Origin of the sequence: Pseudomonas sp. P116 (genome assembly GCF_020149425.1) — a bacterium.
GTDB classification, from domain to species: Bacteria; Pseudomonadota; Gammaproteobacteria; order Pseudomonadales; family Pseudomonadaceae; genus Aquipseudomonas; species Aquipseudomonas anatoliensis.
This window is the reverse complement of the sequence record NZ_JACVHB010000004.1, coordinates 226,104-246,624: the sequence shown is the minus strand read 5'-3', so window position 1 is coordinate 246,624 and position 20,521 is coordinate 226,104. Positions and strand designations below refer to the sequence as shown.

Below are 20,521 nucleotides of genomic sequence, written 5' to 3'. Positions count from 1 at the left end.
GCAAACCCGCGAAGGCCATATCACGCAAAGTGCGGTGCTTATGGTTTATGGGAATAAGCAGATGACTCGGCGCTGTCCGTTTGCGAAACATTCAATGCGTAGAACTCATGCAGCTTGGCTTGCAGCAATTGCTTGTCCGGCAATCGAGTCTGGTATTCCGCTATTAACGCAGGCGAAAGACTACGGTTAAGGGAATACTCGACGACCTCGTCTTCTTTGCTGGCGCACAGCAATACGCCGATTGCCGGATTTTCGTGAGGTTTGCGCTCGCCGCGATCCAGCGCCTCCAGATAGAAGTCCAGCTTGCCCATGTATTCCGGCTCGAAACGCCCGACCTTGAGTTCAATGACCACGAGACAATTGAGGCCTCGATGAAAGAAGAGCAAGTCGAGCGAGAAATCCCGACCGCCGACTTGCAGTGGATATTGGGAACCGACGAAGCAGAAGTCGCGACCCAGTTCGATCAGGAATTCCTTGAGACGCCCCAACAATCCCTGATGCAGATCGGTTTCTGCATGAGCACCGGGGAGGTCGAGAAATTCGACGATGTAGGAATCGCGGAATATCTCCAGTGCTGCTGGGTGAGTTTGCTTCAAGGCCGCAGATGCCTTTGCTGGATCGGTGACACTTCGTTCGAACAGAGCTCCCTTGAATTGACGCTCTAACTCTCGCGTAGACCATTTTTCTTGAATAGCCATCCGCAGATAAAATTCGCGCTCTTGAGGGAGCTTACTCTGAGTCAAAATGAGCAAATTATGAGTCCAGGGTAATTGTGTCAGCAGTGCTGACACTTTCTCATAGCCTTGGTAAGCCTCGTAAAATTGGCGCATTCGGAACAAATTGCGCCGGGTAAATCCCCGCAATCCCGGTTGCGTCAGAGCCAAATGATCAGCCAATTGCTCAACCACCGAATCCCCCCACTCCGCTAGTTCAATCTTGCGACTGATATGCGCACCAACCTGCCAATAGAGTTCAATCAAGTGAGTATTGACTGCCTGCATGGCCTTGTGTCTGGAGCTCTGGATCAGTGCGAGCACTTCACTGAAACGATCGCCACCTGTGCTGCCGATCAGGCTGGATGCATTCATGCGCAATTCCTTGAAGATGAGGTGAAACAGGAGCTTAACCCCTCAAGAAACCTTGAAATGACCGCCAACACAGCTTGGGAAATGTCGTACAGAAATACCAGAGCACTCCCTCAACGCCTTCGGATACTGTGGTTGCAAGGGACTACATCGCGAGCAGGCTCACTCCTACAGGAGAACTGGGCTAGTCATACAATCACGGGCGAACCCAGCTCCACTGTAGGAGCGAGCCTGCTCGCGATAGCGTCATTCGGCGCGACGCCATCATCTGCCAGCAACCGCAAATTCAACCGCAACCCCGCCCCGCTATTCTCTGCCCATAGCGTTCCGCCCTGACGCTGCACGGCATTGCGCGCGATGCTCAGCCCCAAGCCAAAACCACCGTCCCCCGGTCGCGAGCCGTCGAGTCGGGTGAATGGATCAAAAATCCGCTGCAAATCCGCTTCAGCCACCCCGCCGCCCTGATCTTCCAGCCACAGGTGCCAGTAATCCCCGTCCCGTCGGGCGTCCAGCCGCACAATCCCGCCCTCGGGCGAATGACGAATGGCGTTGCGCAGGATGTTTTCCAGCGCCTGGGCCAATGTATTGAGATTGCCGCGCACCCAGCAAGAAGCCTGCACCGAGCACTGCAATTGCAGGCTCGGCCAGCCACTTTCGTAACAGGCGTTGTCGGTAAGCATCTCCCACAGCGCCTGAATCTGGATCGCTTCTTCGGGCAATGGTGAGCGTTCGGTGTCGAGCCACGCCAGTTGCAGGGTGTCGTCGACCAGTCGTTGCATGCCGTCGACTTCACGGCCGATGCGTTCGCGCAATTGCACCAGGCCCTGTTCGCTTTCGCTGGCCACGCGCAGGCGGCTCAGCGGTGTGCGCAATTCGTGAGAAAGATCGCGCAGCAATTGCTGTTGCAGGGCGACGGTGGTTTGCAGGCGTTCGGACATCGAGTCGAACGCCCGGGCCAGTTCACCGAGTTCGTCCGGGCGCTGGGTGATGCCGCTCGACAGCCGCACATTCAATTGATCGGCACGCCAGGCATTGGCCTGTTCGCGCAGATTGTTCAGCGGCACCACCAGCAGGCGATACAGCCCGACGCACAGCAGCAAGGTGAACAGCCCCGGAATCACCCCGTTGGTGATCACCCGCCAAAACAGTCGATATTTGCCCGGCAGGAAACGCTCGGGCAACTCGATCACCAGACTGCCGGCGGAAGGATCCTTGGGAAACGGTATGCGCAGCCCGGGCCGGCCCTTTTTATGAATCGGCCAATCGAGCCCGCGCAGAAACGTCAGGCGCTGGATTTCCTCATCATGCAGCGGCTCAGTGCCCAGCGACTGTAAATTGCTGTCAATTACGCCGACCCAGCCAGCCTCGCGCAATTCCATGCTCTGCAGCCAACTATCGATGCCGTCACGCCGACCTTGCTGCCATGCCCGTTCGGCCTCACCGGCATAACGCGCCAAAGTGCCGCGAGCCTCGTCGGAGAGGAACTGATTACGCTCCTCCATATAACGGCCCCACGACCAGCTCAGCCAGATCATCAGCAGACAGAACGCGACCAGCAAACAGGCCAGTTTCCAGAACAGCGAATGACGCCCCGGCAACTCAGACACTTTCATCAGCACCACTGAGCACGTAGCCCTTGCCCCACACGGTGCGCACTTCGCGCTCGGTGTAGCCGATGGCTTTGAGTTTGCGGCGGATCTGGCTGATGTGCATGTCGAGGCTGCGATCGTGAGCGGCGTAGCCGCGTTGCAGAACGTGCTGATAAAGGAAGGCCTTGCTCAGTACCTCCTCGTCATTGCGGTTGAGGGTTTCCAGCAGACGGAATTCGCTTCGGGTCAGGCCGGCAGGTTGCTCGCGGAAGAACACGTCGCACTGTTCATCGTCGAAGCGCAGGGTGCCTGTCGCCACTGGTACCGAGAGCCCTGGAGGACGCCGATCAAGGGCGACCCGGCGCAGGATCGCTTCGATGCGTACATGCAGTTCGGCCATGCTGAACGGCTTGGGCAGGTAATCGTCGGCGCCCAGCCGAAAGCCACTGATACGATCAGCTTCGGCACCAAGCGCCGACATCAACAACACCGGCGTCGAATGGCTCTGGCGCAGTTGGGTGAGCACGTTCAGACCGTCCAGCCCCGGCAACAGAATGTCCATCAACACCACGTCGAACGGCTGGCGTTGGGCGATGTTCAGGCCTTCCTGCCCGTTCTGGCACCAGGTCACCTGAAAGCCGCTGCGACCCAGATGCTCATGAACATAGGCACCGAGGACCGGATCGTCCTCGATGGAAAGAATGCGTGGCTGGCCAACGGAAACAGGAGTCATGAGTATCTGCAAGTAATTCTCAGTTAGGCGCGATTATTCAAGATTGTCGGACACCGGGCAACCCAAGGTTGCACTGTCGGACGAACGCGCCTTGCCACGCCGAACGACAACGCCCGTATTTTTCCGGAGATTGCCCGCGAGCAAATCGCTACACTGCGCCCATGTCGCGTGCCGGATGCACGCATGAGTCAACAGATCAGCGGGATGCAGGAGATAGGCGTGCTCAAGAAACTGGGAATCAAAGGTCGCGTGTTGTTGCTGACCTTGTTGCCGACCAGCCTGATGGCGCTGGTGCTGGGTGGTTATTTCACCTGGACGCAGCAGTCCGACCTGCAAACCCAATTGCTCCAGCGTGGCGAAATGATCGCCGAGCAACTGGCACCGCTGGTGGCGCCGGCGATGGGCCACGGCAATGGCGAATTGCTCGAACGCATTGCCACTCAGTCCCTTGAGCAACCGGACGTACGCGCGGTGACCTTTCTCGCGCCGGATCGCTCGCCACTGGCCCACGCCGGCCCGACCATGCTCAATCAGGCGCCGAGCGGCAACAGCGCGCATTTGCAACGACGCAGCGGCAATGACGCAACCCGTTACCTGATGCCGGTCTTCGGCAAGCACCGCAACCTTGCCGGAGAACTGATCCCGGCAGAATCCGACCGCCTGCTCGGCTGGGTTGAACTCGAGCTCTCGCACAACGGCATGTTGCTGCGCGGTTATCGCAGCCTGTTTGCCAGCCTGTTGTTGATCGCCGCTGGCCTTGCCGGTGCGGCGCTGCTCGCGTTACGCATGGGCCGCACCATCAACCGGCCGCTGAGCCAGATCAAACAGGCCGTCGCGCAACTCAAGGACGGTCACCTGGAAACCCGCCTGCCACCGCTCGGCAGTCAGGAGCTGGATGAACTGGCGTCGGGCATCAATCGCATGGCCGGCACCCTGCAAAACGCCCAGGAAGAATTGCAGCACAGCGTCGATCAAGCCACCGAAGACGTACGCCAGAACCTTGAGACCATCGAGATCCAGAACATCGAACTCGATCTGGCCCGTAAAGAGGCGCTGGAGGCGAGCCGGATCAAATCCGAATTCCTCGCCAACATGAGCCACGAAATCCGCACGCCGCTCAACGGTATTCTCGGCTTCACCCACCTGTTGCAAAAAAGCGAACTGACCCCGCGCCAGCTCGACTATTTAGGCACCATCGAAAAGTCTGCCGACAGCCTGCTCGGGATCATCAACGAGATTCTCGATTTCTCGAAAATCGAGGCCGGCAAACTGGTGCTCGACCACATTCCGTTCAACCTGCGCGACTTGCTGCAAGACACCCTGACGATTCTCGCCCCCGCCGCTCACGCCAAGCAGCTGGAACTGGTCAGTCTGGTGTACCGCGACACGCCGCTGTCGCTGGTCGGTGACCCGCTGCGCCTGAAGCAGATCCTCACCAACCTGGTCAGCAACGCCATCAAGTTCACCCGCGAGGGCACAATCGTTGCCCGCGCAATGCTTGAAGAAGAACACGAAGACAGCGTGCAGCTGCGCATCAGCATTCAGGACACCGGCATCGGCCTGTCGAATCAGGACGTGCGTGCGTTGTTCCAGGCCTTCAGCCAGGCCGACAATTCGCTGTCGCGCCAGCCCGGTGGCACCGGTCTGGGCCTGGTGATTTCCAAGCGCCTGATCGAACAGATGGGCGGCGAAATCGGCGTCGACAGCACGCCGGGCGAAGGTTCGGAATTCTGGATCAGCCTGAGCCTGCCCAAGGCCCGCGACGACGCCGAAGATTTGCCCTCGGCGCCGCTGCTCGGCCGCCGGGTCGCCGTGCTGGAAAACCATGAACTGGCGCGTCAGGCCTTGCAGCATCAACTGGAAGACTGCGGGCTCGTTGTCACCCCGTTCAATACACTGGAAAGCCTGACCAATGGCGTTACCGGCGCCCACCAGACCGATCAGGCGATTGATCTGGCGGTGATCGGCATCACCAGTAACGACATGCTGCCCGAGCGCCTGAACCAGCATATCTGGGACCTCGAACACCTGGGCTGCAAAGTGCTGGTGCTGTGCCCGACCACCGAGCAGACGCTGTTCCATTTGTCAGTGCCCAACCCGCACAGCCAGTTGCAAGCCAAACCGGCCTGCACGCGCAAACTGCGCCGCGCCCTGTCGGATCTGGCCAATCCGCGGCAACCGCGTAACGAACCCGGCGAACCGCTGTCTAGTCGCGCGCCGAAAGTGCTGTGCGTCGACGACAACCCGGCCAACCTGTTGCTGGTGCAGACACTGCTCGAAGACATGGGCGCCAAGGTATTGGCCGTGGAAAGCGGTTATGCCGCGGTCAAAGCGGTGCAGACCGAATCGTTCGATCTGGTGCTGATGGACGTGCAGATGCCGGGCATGGACGGTCGCCAGAGCACCGAAACCATTCGCCAGTGGGAAAGCGAACGGCATTGCACACCGCTGCCAATCGTCGCCCTCACCGCCCATGCCATGGCCAACGAAAAACGTGCGTTGCTGCAAAGCGGCATGGATGACTACCTGACCAAACCGATCAGCGAGCGGCAACTGGCGCAAGTGGTGCTGAAATGGACCGGTCTGGCACTGCGCAATCAGGCGCCGGAGCGAGTCAGCGAAAGTGCTGTGGGCAATCACGAATTGCCGGTGCTTGATCACGAGGAAGGTTTGCGTCTGGCTGCCGGTAAAGAAGATCTGGCGGCGGACATGCTGGCGATGCTGCTGGCCTCACTGGAAGCCGACCGCGAAGCCATCCGCACCGCGCGCGAAAGCCACGATCAGAATGCACTGATTGAACGCGTGCATCGCCTGCATGGCGCCACGCGTTACTGCGGCGTACCGCAATTGCGCGCAGCCTGCCAGCGCAGTGAAACCCTGCTCAAACAGGAAGACCCGAAAGCGTCGATAGCGCTGGATGAGCTGGAACGGGCGATCAACCGACTGGCCGCGCAAGCGAAGATCAGTGCCTGATCCAGCGCAATGCCGGTCAACGCCTTCACGGCTAAAGTGGACTCTGGGGATGCAGCCCAGGTGATGCCTCAGGAGGATTTCATGCGCACGATCGTTTTCAGCAGCCAGACCTACGACCGCGAGAGTTTCCTCGGCGCCGATTGCCCCGCGGGTATCGAACTGCATTTTCAACCGGCCCGGCTCAGCCTCGACACGGCGGCACTGGCCGACCAGCACGAAGTGGTCTGCGCCTTTATCAATGACGACCTCAGCGCTGCAGTGCTGGAACGTCTGGCGGCGGGCGGTACTCGGCTGATTGCCTTGCGTTCGGCCGGTTACAACCATGTCGATCTGCTCGCTGCCAAACGTCTGGGGCTGGCCGTCGTGCGGGTTCCGGCCTACTCGCCGCATGCCGTGGCCGAGCATGCCGTAGCGCTGATCCTCGCCCTCAACCGCCGCCTGCACCGCGCCTACAACCGTACCCGCGAAGGCGATTTCAGCCTGCATGGCCTGACCGGGTTTGATCTGGTCGGCAAGACTGTCGGCATCGTCGGCACCGGGCAGATCGGCGCCACCTTCGCGAAAATCATGCACGGTTTCGGCTGTGAGTTGCTGGCGTACGATCCGTATCCAAATCCCGATGTTCTGGCACTCGGCGCACGTTATCTGAGCCTGCCGGACTTGCTCGCGCAGTCGCGCATCATCAGCCTGCACTGCCCGCTGAACGAGCAGAGCAAACACCTGATCAATCGCGATTCACTGGCGCACATGCAAGCGGGCGCCATGCTGATCAACACCGGTCGCGGCGGACTGGTCGACACTCCCGCGCTTATTGACGCCCTCAAGGACGGTCAACTCGGTTATCTGGGGCTGGATGTGTATGAAGAAGAGGCGCAGCTGTTTTTCGAGGATCGTTCCGACCTGCCGTTGCAGGACGATGTGCTGGCGCGCCTGCTGACCTTTCCTAACGTGATTGTCACCGCGCACCAGGCTTTCCTGACGCAGGAGGCATTGGGCGCAATTGCCGCGACCACCCTGCACAACATCGCGACCTGGGCGGCGGGATCGCCGCAGAATCAGGTCGAAGGTTGATCGCTCAGGCGATTATTTCAGCGTGGACGCCAGAATCAGCAGGGCCAGCCAGCCGAAACCGAACAGCCGTTGTTTCGCCGAATGGCCGTTGCGCAGCAGGAACCAGACGAAAATCCACGGAATCAGAAACACCATGATCTTCAGCCAGCCTTCCACCGGGCGGCTGCCGTCCTCATTGATCTGCGCAGCTTGCGCGGCCTGTTGTCGACGCCGACGCCCCGCCGCGGCCGGCATGATTTTCGGCAAACCCTCGGACGCTTGCGGCAACACCGCAGCCTCAGGAACCGCGCTGTTACGCGGCAGACTGCCGAAAGAAATCGCCGAAGCCTGAACCCGAGCGGCTGCGGTCTGCGTTTGTGCGTGAGCCTGGTGCTCCGCCATCGGAGCCCCGCAATGAATGCACGCTTTGACTTCGGAACTGATGCTCCGCTTGCATTCATAACATTCGATCAGCGCCATGTTCCGTTCCTTCAGAGTCGAGGGCGGCAGTTTGCCATGCTCGCAGGTCGATTTGAACCTGATCGAAGGTCGCACGCGCGCATCATTCTGCAATCCAGCCCGTGCTAGCATGTCGCGCATATTTGGAGGACCCATGGTCGAACACGATTTCCGCTACAACCTGATGAACCCGCAACACACCCTCACCGAATGCCGCGCCCTCGTACCGGGCCGCTATCAGGTCACCGGCAACGGTGGCTCGATCCGCATCGGTGACGCGCTGTTGGTCACCCTCAAAGGCAGCAAGGATTTGTCCATGCGCCTGACCGTTGAAACCGTCCGCCACCTGATCAACCCGCCGGGCCAATGGACCGCGATGACCACAGGCCCGGTGTTCGGCGAACTGGCGATCCACACCTGGCAGGTCAATTGCGACAGCTGCGCCAAAGAGCTGAACTTCGAGTTTGCAGTGGACGCCAAGCTGGGCAAAACGGCAGAAAAACCGGCCGCCACCGCGCGCATCGCCGAGTTGGGCTGGAAGGCTGTTGGCGACAAGCACCTGTGCCCGAAATGCCAGGAGCCTGCGTAATGAAACGCTTTGCCCTGACCGCTCTGGTCGGTGTTGGCCTCGCGGGCTGCGCCGCCGAGCCTGTGCAACTGCAACAGAACCGCAGCTACATTCTGGAATGGATCGGCGAGCGGCCATTGATGGATTACAGCCATCTGACCGTGACCCTTGGCGATGATGGTCGCGCCTACGGTAACGGCGGCTGCAACCATTGGTTCGCGCCGTACACCCTGGATGGCGACAAGCTGACCTTCGGCAAGATCGGCAAGACCCGCAAACTGTGTGCACCGGCGCTGATGGAACAGGAACAACGCTTCCTGGAGGCGCTGGAGCATGTCGAGCGCTGGGACATTTCGCCCATCGAGCAGATGCGTTTCTGGCCGGCGCAAGGCAAACCGTTGCGCTGGTGGCTGGAAGAGGGTTGATCTGCTGTGGTGAGGGGATTTATCCCCGATGGGCTGCGTAGCAGCCCTGAAACCTCAGAGTACGGTTGTCTGAAACTACGCGGAGGCCGCTTCGCGCTCCATCGGGGATAAATCCCCTCGCCACAGAGGCTCATTTGCCACATATGCTTGGCATGCCTACTTCGTAGCCTGCAACGCCTCAAGCTTCGCCATCACCCCCGCCGCCGTCTGCTCACCCATCAGCTGTTCCCGCACCTTGCCCTTGTTGTCGATGATGTACGTCACCGGCAGCGCTTCGCTGCGTGGCAGCTCGAACAACTCCGCCGGATCCTGCGCCAGCACGGTGAACTTGATGCCGAGTTTTTCGCTGGCGCTCTTCAATTCTTCACCCTGCACGTTGTCGAAGTTGACCCCGAACACACCGACATTCCTGCTCTTGAGCTCGTCAGCCAAATGATTGAGTTCCGGGATCTCGGTTCGACACGGGCCACACCATTCGGCCCAGTAGTTGATGATTACCCATTGCTTGTCGAGGCGCTCGGATGCGACCTTCTGACCGTTCTGGTCAATCCCGTAATCGTTGCCGCAGCCCCCCAGCATCAACGCCCCGATTATCGTCAATGCCGCTGCCAATCGCCGTGTCATGTCATGTTCCTTGTGAAAATCTGAATACGCCTGCGACCCATCGCCTCTGAAGGTTCTGGATTGCGCGCTGCACAGTTAGAATAGCCGCCACTCTACGCCAGAAGCGACCCGACATGACCGATCTGACGCTTTATCACAATCCGCGCTGCTCGAAATCTCGCGCGGCACTGGAGCTTCTTGAAGCCCGCGGCCTGACGCCAAACGTCGTGCGCTACCTCGAAACCCCGCTGGACGCCGCGCAAATCAAGGCCCTGCTCGGCAAGCTCGGCATCAGCGCGCGGCAATTGCTGCGTACCGGGGAAGATGAATACAAAATGCTTCAGCTCGCTGACGACAGCCTCAGCGAAGATCAACTGATCTCTGCGATTGCCGAGCATCCAAAACTGATGGAGCGACCGATTCTCGAAGTCGGCAACAAAGCCGTCATCGGTCGTCCACCGGAGAATATTCTGGAGTTGCTGCCGTGAGCGCGCCGTACATTCTGGTGTTGTATTACAGCCGCAGCGGTTCGACCAACGAGATGGCGCGGCAGATTGCCCGCGGTGTCGAGCAGGCCGGCCTCGAAGCGCGCCTGCGTACCGTGCCGGCGATCTCCACCGAGTGCGAAGCGGTAGCGCCAGACATCCCCGACGAAGGCGCGCTCTACGCCACCCTGGACGACCTGAAAAACTGCGCCGGTCTGGCCCTGGGCAGCCCGACGCGTTTTGGCAACATGGCCGCGCCGCTCAAGTACTTCCTCGATGGCACCAGCAACCTGTGGCTGACCGGAGCGCTGGTCGGCAAACCGGCCGGCGTGTTCACCTCCACCGCCAGCCTGCACGGCGGTCAGGAAACCACCCTGTTGTCGATGATGCTGCCGCTGCTGCACCACGGCATGCTGATCACCGGCCTGCCCTACAGCGAATCGGCGCTCCTGGAAACCCAGGGCGGCGGCACGCCTTATGGTGCCAGCCATCACGCCGGGGCGGATGGTAAAAGTGGGCTGGATCAGCACGAAGTGGCGCTGTGTCGCGCGCTCGGTCTGCGCTTGGCCAAGACCGCGCAGAAACTGGAGGGCTGACGTGGCCAGGAAGCCGAAAGTCCTGCCCTCTGTCGAGTGGCTGGAGCCGCGCGTGAAGGCGATGCGAGTGATCAGCCTGCTGAGTTTTTTCGCCCTCGGCGGATTGCTGGCTGCCTATTACCTGATATTCGCCGACCTGCACGGCGCGCGGCCGTGGGTGATTTTGCTGGTCGAGCTGATCCCGTGGCTGATCCTCGCCCCGGCGATGATCATGGGCAGCGCCCGCGGGCATTCGTGGATGTGTTTTGTGGTGAATCTGTATTTCATCAAAGGCGCACTGGCCGCGTATGACCCGAACCGGCAGTTGTTCGGGGTGCTGGAGATGGCGGCGAGCCTGGCGGTGTTCTGCTCGGCGCTGTTGTATGTGCGGTGGCGGTATCAGTTGAATCGCAAACTGGCTGGCGAAGGGGAAATCTCCGTCGCCTGAGTGGACGCCATCGCTGGCAAGCCAGCTCCCACAGGTTTTTGTAGCGATCACACAATTGTGTTTCGATACAGATCCTGTGGGAGCTGGCTTGCCAGCGATTGGGACGACTCGGTCTTAATGATTGACGGTGTAAGCGAGCATCATCGAAATCTGGCTCATCGCCCGCCCGCCACTCTGTTCATGCAACTGATTGAACGCGTCCTGCACAATCGCCAGATCACGCAGACTGGTCGGCACTTTGTCGACGATCTTCTGCGCATTCAGCGCCGCCACCACGTCATAGCTCGGCACAAACGTGTCCTTGCCGACCATGCGCAAAAACCGTGGCGCCGACAGCCCACCCAGTTGATGTCCACGCTTTTTCAGGTACGTCCACAGACCGACAATGTCGGTCACCGGCCAGTCGGCAATCAACGCGCCAAAGCTGCCGCGTTCTTTTTCCTCATCGAGAATGAACTGCGCATTGCGCGGCACGCTCTTGAGCTTGCCCAAATGACGGATAATCCGCGCGTCCTGCATCAACCGTTCAAGGTGTTCGGCGCTCATCAGCACGACTTTTTCCGGGTCGAACTTGAAGAACACCTCTTCAAACGCCGGCCACTTGGCGTCTACCAGACTGTGCTTGAGGCCGGCGCGGAACACGCGCAGGGCCATGGTCGAGAGGTAGCGGTCGTCGCTGATCTTGCGCAATTGCGCCGGGGTCTTGGGAACGGGCAGATGGGCTTCCAGTTCAGCCGCCGAACCGAAACGGTTCAGACAGTATTCGTGCAGCCACTTGTAATCGCGCATGCCCTCTCCTGATGAATTCAACGAAAAACAATTGCAGGAGTGAGCCTGCTCGCGATAGCGGAGTATCAGTCAGCACTCATGTCGACAGACACACCGCTATCGCGAGCAGGCTCACTCCTACAGTTTTTGATTAGAGATTTACGACATTGACGAAGCGCGAAGCCGCCGTCTCGTCGATCTTGAGACTGGTGAAGTCGAACAGGTTGCGGTCGGCCAGTTGTGACGGAATCACATTCTGCAGACTGCGGAAAATCGATTCGGTGCGGCCCGGCGTCTTGCGATCCCATTCCTGAAGCATGTCCTTGACCACCTGGCGCTGCAGGTTTTCCTGCGAGCCGCAAAGGTTGCACGGGATGATCGGGAATTGCTTGAGGTCCGAGTAGGCCTGGATGTCTTTCTCGCTGCAGTAGGCCAGCGGACGGATGACCACATTACGGCCGTCGTCGGCGCGCAGCTTGGGCGGCATCGCCTTGAGGCTGCCGTTGAAGAACATGTTGAGGAAGAACGTCTCGACGATGTCGTCACGGTGGTGACCGAGGGCCATTTTGGTCGCGCCGATTTCGTCAGCGAAGGTGTACAGCGTGCCGCGACGCAGACGCGAGCACAGCGAGCAGGTGGTCTTGCCTTCCGGGATCAGCTCTTTGACCACCGAATAAGTGTCTTTTTCGACGATGTGATACTCGACGCCCAACTCTTTGAGGTAGGCCGGCAGCACGTGTTCGGGGAACCCCGGCTGCTTCTGGTCCATGTTCACGGCGACGATCTCGAACTTGATCGGCGCAACCTTCTGAAAGTGCATCAGCACGTCGAGCATGGTGTAGCTGTCCTTGCCCCCGGACAGGCAGACCATGACCTTGTCGCCGTCTTCAATCATGTTGAAATCGGCGACAGCTTCGCCCGCCAGACGGCGCAGGCGCTTTTGCAGCTTGTTCTGGTTGACCGTAAGAGTGCCCATGACGCGAAATCCGTGAGGTGTGACGAAAGGCCGGCATTTTACGCAAAAAACACCGTGAGGGCGAAGGGCCGGTCTGTCCTTCTTGCTCAGTAGATGTGGGGGGAATAAATTCCTGTGGCGAGGGGATTTATCCCCGTTCGGCTGCAAAGCAGTCGCCAAGGCATTCACCACGGTGCGTCATGCAAACCTGATGTTCAGGTTTTGGGGCCGCTGCGCAGCCCAACGGGGATAAATCCCCTCGCCACAGGAACTCCCTCCCTCATAGAAGGCGTGTCCGTAATGGCGCAAGACCTCAAGGCGATTAAGCCCGGTGTTTACAGCGCAATTTGCTCTAAGCCCCTAGTGCCTGTGCGGTTAAGACCTTTCTATACTGCGACGTAAGGTCGCACACATCTGAAGACCTGAATTTGCTCGGCCACCTTGGCCCGTACGCGCTCCGTTGGGGGGCGATGGCAATAACAAGAGGAGTGAATGGCATGATCCATCACGTAGTGGGACTTTTTACCCACCCCGATCAGGAATGGAAGGAAATCCGTGGCGACCAAGAGGAAAGCATCAGCCACATGTACCTGACGCACACGCTGATTCTGGCGGCGATCCCCGCTGTCTCGGCGTTTATCGGCACCACCCAGGTTGGCTGGGTCATTGGTAATCGCGCGCCGGTCATGCTCACGGTCGAAAGTGCGGCGTGGATGACGGTCATGTCATACCTGGCGATGCTTGGCGGAGTCGCGGTCATGGGTGCCTTCGTGCACTGGATGGCCCGCACCTATGACGCCAACCCGAGCCTGGCCCGTTGCGTGGCGTTTGCCACCTACACCGCGACGCCGCTGTTTGTCGGCGGGCTGGCGGCGCTGTATCCGCATATGTGGCTGGGAATGATCGTCGGCACGGCGGCCATCTGCTACACGGTGTATCTGTTGTATGTGGGGCTACCGACGTTCATGAATATTCCGTCGGACGAAGGCTTCCTGTTTTCCAGCTCGGTACTGGCGGTGGGTCTGGTGGTGCTGGTAGCCATCATGGCGTTCACCGTGATTGTCTGGGGACTGGGCGTGGGGCCCGTCTATACCAACTGACGCAATGACTTCCCGAGAAAAACAAGATCTGCCAACACAGGCCGCCGCAAGGCGGCCTTCTCGTGTGGAGGATGACCATTCGGCGGTTCGGCGATTCGCAAGTCTTGAGGGTTGCGGCATACTTGACGCCTCTGGAGATCCATCAAGCATGCCCGAGCAACTCAATACTCGCGTCGAAGACTGTTACCAACTCGCTGAATCCTTTTTCAAACGTCATTTCCAACGCCCCGTGGTGAGTCTCAAGCTGCGCGGACAAAAAGCCGGTGTCGCGCATCTGCACGAGAACCTGCTGCGCTTCAACCCGCAGCTCTACCGGGAAAACGCAGAACACTTCCTCAAGCAAACCGTGGCCCACGAAGTGGCGCACCTGATCGCCCATCAGCTATTCGGTGACCGCATCCAGCCCCACGGCGAGGAGTGGCAATTGATCATGCGCGGCGTTTACGAGCTGCCGCCGGATCGCTGCCACACTTATGCAATCAAACGCCGCAGCGTGACCCGCTATATCTACAAATGCCCGTGTGCGGAAAGTGATTTTCCATTTTCGGCGCAGCGCCATAGCCTGGTGCGGCAAGGACGGCGGTATCTGTGCCGGCGCTGCCGGAACACGTTGGTGTTCAGTGGTGAGATGCGGGTGGAATAGTCAGTGTTGTGTTGCCCTGACTGGCCCCATCGCTGGCAAGCCAGCTCCCACAGTGTTCGAGGTGTCCACAGATTCTGTGTACGACACCGAAACCTGTGGGAGCTGGCTTGCCAGCGATGAAGCCAGAACAGGCACTAAAGAATGACTTTGGCCCGGCGCAGCTCTTCAATTTTCGAAGGACTCAACCCCAACTCCCCCAACACCTCATCCGTATGCTGTCCCAACACCGCCCCGACATGCCGTGGCGCCGGCAACCCTTGGGAAAACTTCAGCGGGCATGCCATCTGCGCCTGCGTCGAACCATCCCCGCGTGGCACTTGCGTCACCAACTCCCGCGCCTGTAACTGCGGATGCTCGGTTGCTTCGCCGAGATTCAACACCGGCTCGACACACGCATCGATCCCGGCAAACAACTCGCACAGCTCGGCAAAGTCATGCTTTTCAAACTCGACCTTCAATGCCTCCTTCAGTGCCCGCTGATGCTCCGGCTTGGGCGACAAGCCCTGCGCCGCCAACTCCGGCCGCCCCAGTGCCGCGCACAATGGCCGCATGAATGCCGGTTCCAGACTGCCCACCGACATCCAGCGACCATCCCGTGAACGGTAATAATCATAAAAACTGCCGCCATTGAGCATCTGGTCTTCCCAGCCCGGCTCCGCGCCGCAGGCGAGAAAACCGGCACCGGCCATGGCATTCAGGCTGAATGCACAATCGGTCATGCTCACGTCCAGATGCGTGCCCTGCCCGGTTTGTTGACGGGCGATCACTGCAGCGAGCAGACCAATCACCCCGTGCAACGAACCACCGGCGATGTCAGCGACTTGCATCCCCAACGGCAACGGCCCGCTGTCGGCGCGGCCGGTGTAACTGGCAAGCCCGGCCAGCGCCAGGTAGTTGATGTCATGCCCGGCGCGGTCCTTGTAGGGGCCGGTCTGCCCATAACCGGTGATCGATACGTAAATCAGCTTCGGGTTGATCGCCTTCAACGCCTCATACCCCAGACCCAGACGCTCCATAACGCCGGGGCGAAACTGCTCGAGGACGATGTCGTAATCGGCCAGCAACTGCTTGACCAGCTCCAGCGCTTCGGGCTGTTTCAGGTCCAGCGCGAGACTGCGCTTGTTGCGGTTCAGATAAGCGTGACTGGCCGACAGACCCTGATCATGCGGCGGCAAGACTCGCAGCAAGTCCATGCGCGTCGGCGATTCGATGCGCAACACCTCGGCGCCCATGTCCGCCAGCAACAGCGAGGCAAAAGGCCCCGGCAGCAGAGTCGAGAAATCGAGAATCTTCAATGAGGCCAGCGGTGCGGTCATGGGCGAACTCCTTGGACGATGCCTTCAGCCTAGGCAGGCATTACCAATGCGGCAATCACCGCAAGTGTCACCAGCCGTGACCGTTACGCTCAAATCGCAGGCAATAAAAAACCCCTGTGGCGAGGGGATTTATCCCCGATGGACTGCGAAGCAGTCCCCTTCAGAGTGACAAGAAGGGGGCCGCTGCGCGAACCATCGGGGATAAATCCCCCACCACAAGGGCTCTCACAATCCCGCATCAACAGATGCGGGATCTTTTCTTACTTGACGTTAATCGGGGTTGGGCCTTCAGCCACACCCAGGTCATCTTCAGGACGGGTATCAGCGATACCGCGACCGCCCGAAGCCAGTTCGGTTTGCAGTACGTCGGTGTCCAGCTCTTTCACCCACTTGGCGACAACGATGGTCGCTACCGCGTTACCAACCAGGTTGGTCAGGGCGCGAGCTTCGGACATGAAGCGGTCGATACCCAGGATCAGCGCCAGACCAGCCACCGGCAGGTGACCTACCGCCGACAGTGTAGCCGCCAGCACGATGAAGCCCGAACCGGTTACGCCAGCCGCACCTTTGGAGGACAACAGCAACACCAGCAGCAGCGTGATCTGGTGGGTGATGTCCATGTGGGTGTCGGTTGCCTGAGCGATGAACACCGCGGCCATGGTCAGGTAGATCGAAGTACCGTCGAGGTTGAACGAGTAACCGGTCGGGATCACCAGACCGACTACCGACTTCTTCGCACCCAGACGCTCCATTTTGATCAGCATGCGCGGCAGTGCCGATTCAGAGGACGAAGTGCCCAGTACGATCAGCAGCTCTTCGCGGATGTAGCGAATCAGTTTCAAAACACTGAAACCGTGCGCGCGGCAGATCCCACCCAACACCACCAACACAAACAGCACGCAGGTGATATAGAAGCAGATCATCAACTGGCCCAGTTGCACCAGCGAGCCGACACCGTAGGCACCGATGGTGAAAGCCATGGCACCGAACGCACCGAGCGGCGCCAGTTTCATGATCATGTTGATGATGTTGAACATCACGTGGGCGAAGCGATCAATCATGTCCAGCAGCGGACGACCATACGAACCCAGACGATGCAGGGCGTAGCCGAAGATCACCGAGAACATCAGCACTTGCAGGATGTCGCCTGTGGCAAACGCGCCGACGATGGTGTTCGGGATCACGTTGAGCAGGAAGCCGACGATGCTCTGGTCTTTACTGGCCGTCACATAGGTGGCGATTTTCGAGGCATCCAGAGTGGTCACGTCGATGTGCATGCCGGCGCCCGGCTGCACGACGTTGACGACGATCAGACCGATCAGCAAAGCAATGGTGGATACGACTTCAAAATACAGCAGCGCGTAGCCGCCGGTCTTGCCCACCGATTTCATGTTCTGCATGCCGGCGATGCCGCTGACAACGGTACAGAAGATGATCGGGGCGATGACCATTTTGATCAGTTTGATGAACCCGTCACCCAGCGGCTTGAGGGCCACACCGGTCTGCGGATAGAAGTGACCGAGCAGAATGCCGATAGCGATGGCAACGATTACCTGGAAATACAGGGATTTGTAAATTGGCTGACGAGTCGTCATTGCAAGTTTCCTCAAGCGTCCCGCGTGGCAACATCCATCTGTCGTCAGCGAAACCTGAATTGCGAACCCTCCTGCACTGGAGGGATTTGTTGTTGGAACGGCGCTTTGCGGCAAGCAGAACGCACGCTTCTGTCACTTGTATCGCAATCGTCGTGCCACATTGGTGCATATGGCTGTGAGCCTTTTGATATCAGGGGTTACAGGTTTTTATCGTCACCATTCAGTTACTCAGGTGTGGCGGATATCCGCCAACTCGCCAGCTCTCGTCCTACAATTTGGCGGAAATCCGCCTTGTTGCTCGTGCCACCCTCCGGCTACCATCCGGCGCCTGAGGAAGGATCTGCCGCTTATGCGCGAACGCACCATTGCCAGTCATTTCGCCCGTGCCGCCCTCGGTGGCGCACGCCGTCTGGGGTTCGATTACTCGAGCCTGCTGTTGCAACTGGGCATCAGCCCCGAACTGCTCGAAGAGCCCCGCGCGCGCATCGCCCCGGAACAGTTCACCCGCTTGATCCAGAGCCTGTGGCTGGCACTGGACGACGAATACCTGGGTTTCGGCAAGGCAGCGAGCAAACCCGGCAGCTTCGCCATGATGTGCCACGCCTCGATCCACTGCCGCAATCTGGAAAAGGCTCTACAACGCGGCCTGCTGTTTTACAGCCTGTTCCCCGACGCCCCGCGCCTGAGCCTCAGCCGCGAAGACGAATGGGTGCGACTGAGCCTCGACGATGCGCAATGGTGGGACCCGGATCACTTCCTCAGCGAAAGCCTGCTGGTGATCTGGCATCGTCTCGGCAGTTGGCTGATCGGCCAGCGAATCCGCCTGGAGCAAGTGACCTTCAGCTATCCCAAACCTGCCCACGGCGCCGAGTACGATCTACTGTTCCCCTGCCCTTTGGCGTTTTCAGCAGACCAGACCAGCCTGCTGTTCCACAGCCGCTACCTGCACATGCCGTTGCTGCAGGACGAACGCACCCTCAAACACTTCCTCGAACGCTCCCCTGCTGATTTGCTGTCACGTCCCGACGACGGCGACAGCCTGAGCAGCCGCCTGCGCCGTTTGCTCAGCCGCGACAGCGCACGCTGGCCTGACCTGGACGCTGTGGCCGCGCACCTGCACATCAGCCCGCAAACCCTGCGCCGGCATTTGCGCGAGGAAGGCACCAGTTTTCAGGAGCTGAAAGATCAACTGCGGCGGGATATCGCCATCTACCATTTGGGCCGCGCGGATCTGTCGTTGCAACAGATCGCTGAACAGCTGGGTTTTTCCGAACCATCGGCGTTTCATCGGGCGTTCAAGAAGTGGACGGGGCTAACGCCCGGGGCTTACCGGGCGCAGGAGCATTGAAAACGCTGACGGATTTGGGAGAGGCAATAACAGGCCTCGATGCATAGCCTGAAAGCATGTCTGAAGATGTCGGTTTAACGCCTTCGTTGAACGTTTATTCAGGCGATAAAAATCGGGGCAGGCACGTAAATCCGGACGCTGCGCTCCCTCGCCTCAAGCTTGGATAACTCGAACTTTTCCATTCGCCATCCTTTGAAACAGACGGGGCACTTTGCCTCCATGACACTTCATCGCTTCACACCGGTAAGGTTCTCGCTTCAAAAAAACCTCCTCCGCGACATTTGCACAGGCCAGGAAGCCTGCTGTGCACGGAGCCTTATCAAGGAACGATCATGCTTCAAATCCCCGATATTTCACTCATCCCCGCGCTTGCGCTGACACTCCTGTTAACCGGATGCCTGACAAACCCCGTACAGCCCTCGATAGATCCGACGCCGTTCGAGACGCCGGAATATCAGGCCCAGAAAGGCTTGGCGATTGTCCATGCTTCAGCCCTTTATGCCCGCGGCGGTACCGGTCAGGGCGTGGCCGTCGCACTGATCGACTCGGGATTGAACAGCAACTTGCCGGAGTTTCAGGGACGGCTGCGTGACCCGGGGTTTGATCATGTCGAAAACCGCGTCGGCACCTTTGACCGAATCGGACACGGCACCCAGATGGCGGGCATTCTCGCAGCCAACAAGGACGACCAGGGCATGCACGGCGTCGCGTTCAACGCACAGCTGATCCCGTTTCGATTCGGCGACGACAACGAGCCGTTTTTCTTCGACAGCGAGATTGCCCAATCCTGGCAGGCCGGTTTCGACAAAGGCGCACGGATCCTCAATAACTCATGGGCGAATGCCATCCCGGCGACCGAGATCAATGAAGCACGCTACAAGCAGGTCATGCCGGAGTCGCTGGCAACCGCCCGAAAACTGGTTCAGGACGGCGCGGTATTCGTCTTCCCGACCGGTAACGAGTTGAAACGAGAACCCTTGGCCGAACCTGGCTTGCCACTCGCCCTGCCAGAACTTGAAAAAGGCTGGATCGCCGTGGTTGCACTGAAAAACGATGGCAGCGCCATCAATGCCAAATCCAACTACTGCGGCGTGGCAGCGGCCTGGTGCATCGCCGTCCCGGGCGGCGACTCAGGTACTGACCAAGGTCTGTTGACCACCAACAAGGATGGCAAATACGTCCAGACTGCCGGCACATCTCCCGCGGCAGCACTGGTCAGTGGCGCCATGGCAGCGCTGCAAAGTCGCTATCCCGAACTCACGCCACAACAAGTCCGCGCACACCTGCTGGCCACAGCCAACCGGACAGGCATCTACGCCAACAGCGAAGCCTACGGACAAGGACTGCTGGATCTGGAAGCCGCCTCCCGCCAAGCGCCGGACTCCAGCATTGATTGATGCAGTTTTGAGGGACTGACGGAGGAGTTAGGGGGAAGTACGCACCCGCGGTATACCGAACCGTGCTCGCATCCAGAAAAGCACCGCAAAGATCAGAATCAAAAGATCGCAGCCTCCGGCAGCTCCTACAGTTGAACCGAGTTCACGTTAGAGGCTGGTCGGCTGTCAGGCCGCCATCGCCAGCACGCTGGCTCCCACAGTTCTAATTTACCCGCGAAGCACGTGGCGCAGCCACCCCACTCAACACAATGAGCGTTAGCTCGAGTGCAGCTGTTGATCTTAAAGGCCCGTCGGCAGGCTGAGCGGAGGGGTTCATCCGGGGAAGACATCGAAAGGAGGTGCAGCGAAGCAAACCGGAATCGATGCCCCGGATGGATCCCGGAGCGAAGGAACCCCGAGCCCCAGC

The 20,521-nt window shown here is 59.5% G+C and carries 20 protein-coding genes; 11 read left to right on the top strand and 9 right to left on the bottom strand.

Annotated features, from left to right (window positions below):
- Positions 1–38: 38 nt before the first annotated feature.
- From ICA15_RS15450 to ICA15_RS15440, 3 genes are all read right to left on the bottom strand, one after another.
- Positions 39–1,088, bottom strand: a complete 1,050-nt coding sequence (locus tag ICA15_RS15450) for a YhcG family protein (RefSeq protein ID WP_210554056.1) — start codon at positions 1,086–1,088, stop codon at positions 39–41.
- 185 nt (positions 1,089–1,273) lie between these two features.
- Positions 1,274–2,698 (bottom strand): sensor histidine kinase, encoded by a 1,425-nt coding sequence (locus ICA15_RS15445; RefSeq protein ID WP_210554057.1) that lies wholly within the window; start codon positions 2,696–2,698, stop codon positions 1,274–1,276.
- The gene (locus tag ICA15_RS15440; RefSeq protein WP_210554058.1) at positions 2,685–3,407 is read right to left on the bottom strand and encodes a response regulator transcription factor; all 723 of its coding nucleotides are present in this window, start codon (positions 3,405–3,407) and stop codon (positions 2,685–2,687) included. Before ICA15_RS15440 ends, ICA15_RS15445 begins: the two co-directional genes overlap by 14 nt.
- A 219-nt stretch (positions 3,408–3,626) precedes the next feature.
- On the opposite strand from ICA15_RS15440, the gene ICA15_RS15435 reads away from it, so the two are divergent.
- Positions 3,627–6,380 (top strand): response regulator, encoded by a 2,754-nt coding sequence (locus ICA15_RS15435; RefSeq protein WP_210554169.1) that lies wholly within the window; start codon positions 3,627–3,629, stop codon positions 6,378–6,380.
- Positions 6,381–6,461: 81 nt separating this feature from the next.
- The gene (locus tag ICA15_RS15430) at positions 6,462–7,451 is read left to right on the top strand and encodes a 2-hydroxyacid dehydrogenase (protein ID WP_210554059.1); all 990 of its coding nucleotides are present in this window, start codon (positions 6,462–6,464) and stop codon (positions 7,449–7,451) included.
- A gap of 12 nt (positions 7,452–7,463) precedes the next feature.
- Here ICA15_RS15430 and ICA15_RS15425 read toward each other — a convergent pair whose 3' ends face one another.
- The gene (locus tag ICA15_RS15425; RefSeq protein ID WP_210554060.1) at positions 7,464–7,910 is read right to left on the bottom strand and encodes a hypothetical protein; all 447 of its coding nucleotides are present in this window, start codon (positions 7,908–7,910) and stop codon (positions 7,464–7,466) included.
- 133 nt (positions 7,911–8,043) lie between these two features.
- Here ICA15_RS15425 and ICA15_RS15420 point away from each other — a divergent pair, with 133 nt between their 5' ends.
- A complete protein-coding gene (locus ICA15_RS15420) occupies positions 8,044–8,478 on the top strand; it encodes a hypothetical protein (RefSeq protein WP_210554061.1) in 435 nt (144 codons plus the stop codon).
- Positions 8,478–8,882, top strand: coding sequence for an META domain-containing protein (locus ICA15_RS15415; protein ID WP_150598205.1), 405 nt, complete (start codon positions 8,478–8,480; stop codon positions 8,880–8,882). Before ICA15_RS15420 ends, ICA15_RS15415 begins: the two co-directional genes overlap by 1 nt.
- Positions 8,883–9,038: 156 nt before the next feature.
- On the opposite strand, the gene ICA15_RS15410 is transcribed toward ICA15_RS15415, so the two are convergent.
- Complete coding sequence (locus ICA15_RS15410; protein WP_210554062.1) at positions 9,039–9,506, bottom strand: TlpA disulfide reductase family protein; 468 nt, start codon at positions 9,504–9,506, stop codon at positions 9,039–9,041.
- 113 nt (positions 9,507–9,619) lie between these two features.
- Between ICA15_RS15410 and arsC the strand changes: the two genes are divergently transcribed.
- Genes arsC through ICA15_RS15395 form a run of 3 tightly spaced genes read left to right on the top strand, consistent with a single transcriptional unit; the run spans position 9,620 to position 10,993 of the window.
- Entirely contained in the window at positions 9,620–9,973 is a 354-nt protein-coding gene (gene arsC, locus ICA15_RS15405; RefSeq protein WP_210554063.1) for an arsenate reductase (glutaredoxin), read from the top strand.
- Positions 9,970–10,566 carry an NAD(P)H:quinone oxidoreductase gene (wrbA, locus tag ICA15_RS15400; protein ID WP_103306881.1) on the top strand — a complete coding sequence of 199 codons (597 nt, stop codon included), beginning with the start codon at positions 9,970–9,972 and terminating at the stop codon, positions 10,564–10,566. Before arsC ends, wrbA begins: the two co-directional genes overlap by 4 nt.
- Before the next feature lies 1 nt (position 10,567).
- Complete coding sequence (locus ICA15_RS15395) at positions 10,568–10,993, top strand: DUF2069 domain-containing protein (RefSeq protein ID WP_210554064.1); 426 nt, start codon at positions 10,568–10,570, stop codon at positions 10,991–10,993.
- A 114-nt stretch (positions 10,994–11,107) separates the two neighbouring features.
- Here the strand turns inward: ICA15_RS15395 and ICA15_RS15390 are convergent, their stop codons facing one another.
- Positions 11,108–11,782, bottom strand: a complete 675-nt coding sequence (locus ICA15_RS15390; protein WP_210554065.1) for a DNA-3-methyladenine glycosylase I — start codon at positions 11,780–11,782, stop codon at positions 11,108–11,110.
- Positions 11,783–11,912: 130 nt separating this feature from the next.
- The gene (ttcA, locus tag ICA15_RS15385; RefSeq protein WP_150616060.1) at positions 11,913–12,737 is read right to left on the bottom strand and encodes a tRNA 2-thiocytidine(32) synthetase TtcA; all 825 of its coding nucleotides are present in this window, start codon (positions 12,735–12,737) and stop codon (positions 11,913–11,915) included.
- 476 nt (positions 12,738–13,213) lie between these two features.
- On the opposite strand from ttcA, the gene ICA15_RS15380 reads away from it, so the two are divergent.
- Positions 13,214–13,816 carry a Yip1 family protein gene (locus tag ICA15_RS15380; protein ID WP_042560502.1) on the top strand — a complete coding sequence of 201 codons (603 nt, stop codon included), beginning with the start codon at positions 13,214–13,216 and terminating at the stop codon, positions 13,814–13,816.
- A 148-nt stretch (positions 13,817–13,964) separates the two neighbouring features.
- Positions 13,965–14,459 (top strand): SprT family zinc-dependent metalloprotease, encoded by a 495-nt coding sequence (locus tag ICA15_RS15375; protein WP_047302662.1) that lies wholly within the window; start codon positions 13,965–13,967, stop codon positions 14,457–14,459.
- A gap of 134 nt (positions 14,460–14,593) precedes the next feature.
- On the opposite strand, the gene ICA15_RS15370 is transcribed toward ICA15_RS15375, so the two are convergent.
- Positions 14,594–15,775, bottom strand: a complete 1,182-nt coding sequence (locus ICA15_RS15370) for a CaiB/BaiF CoA transferase family protein (protein ID WP_210554066.1) — start codon at positions 15,773–15,775, stop codon at positions 14,594–14,596.
- A 260-nt stretch (positions 15,776–16,035) separates the two neighbouring features.
- A complete protein-coding gene (locus tag ICA15_RS15365; protein ID WP_150616062.1) occupies positions 16,036–17,370 on the bottom strand; it encodes a dicarboxylate/amino acid:cation symporter in 1,335 nt (444 codons plus the stop codon).
- 349 nt (positions 17,371–17,719) lie between these two features.
- Here ICA15_RS15365 and ICA15_RS15360 point away from each other — a divergent pair, with 349 nt between their 5' ends.
- Together ICA15_RS15360 and ICA15_RS15355 are read left to right on the top strand one after the other, a co-directional pair.
- Entirely contained in the window at positions 17,720–18,718 is a 999-nt protein-coding gene (locus ICA15_RS15360) for an AraC family transcriptional regulator (protein ID WP_210554067.1), read from the top strand.
- A 332-nt stretch (positions 18,719–19,050) separates the two neighbouring features.
- Complete coding sequence (locus ICA15_RS15355) at positions 19,051–20,115, top strand: S8 family peptidase (RefSeq protein WP_150616064.1); 1,065 nt, start codon at positions 19,051–19,053, stop codon at positions 20,113–20,115.
- Positions 20,116–20,521: the final 406 nt, after the last annotated feature.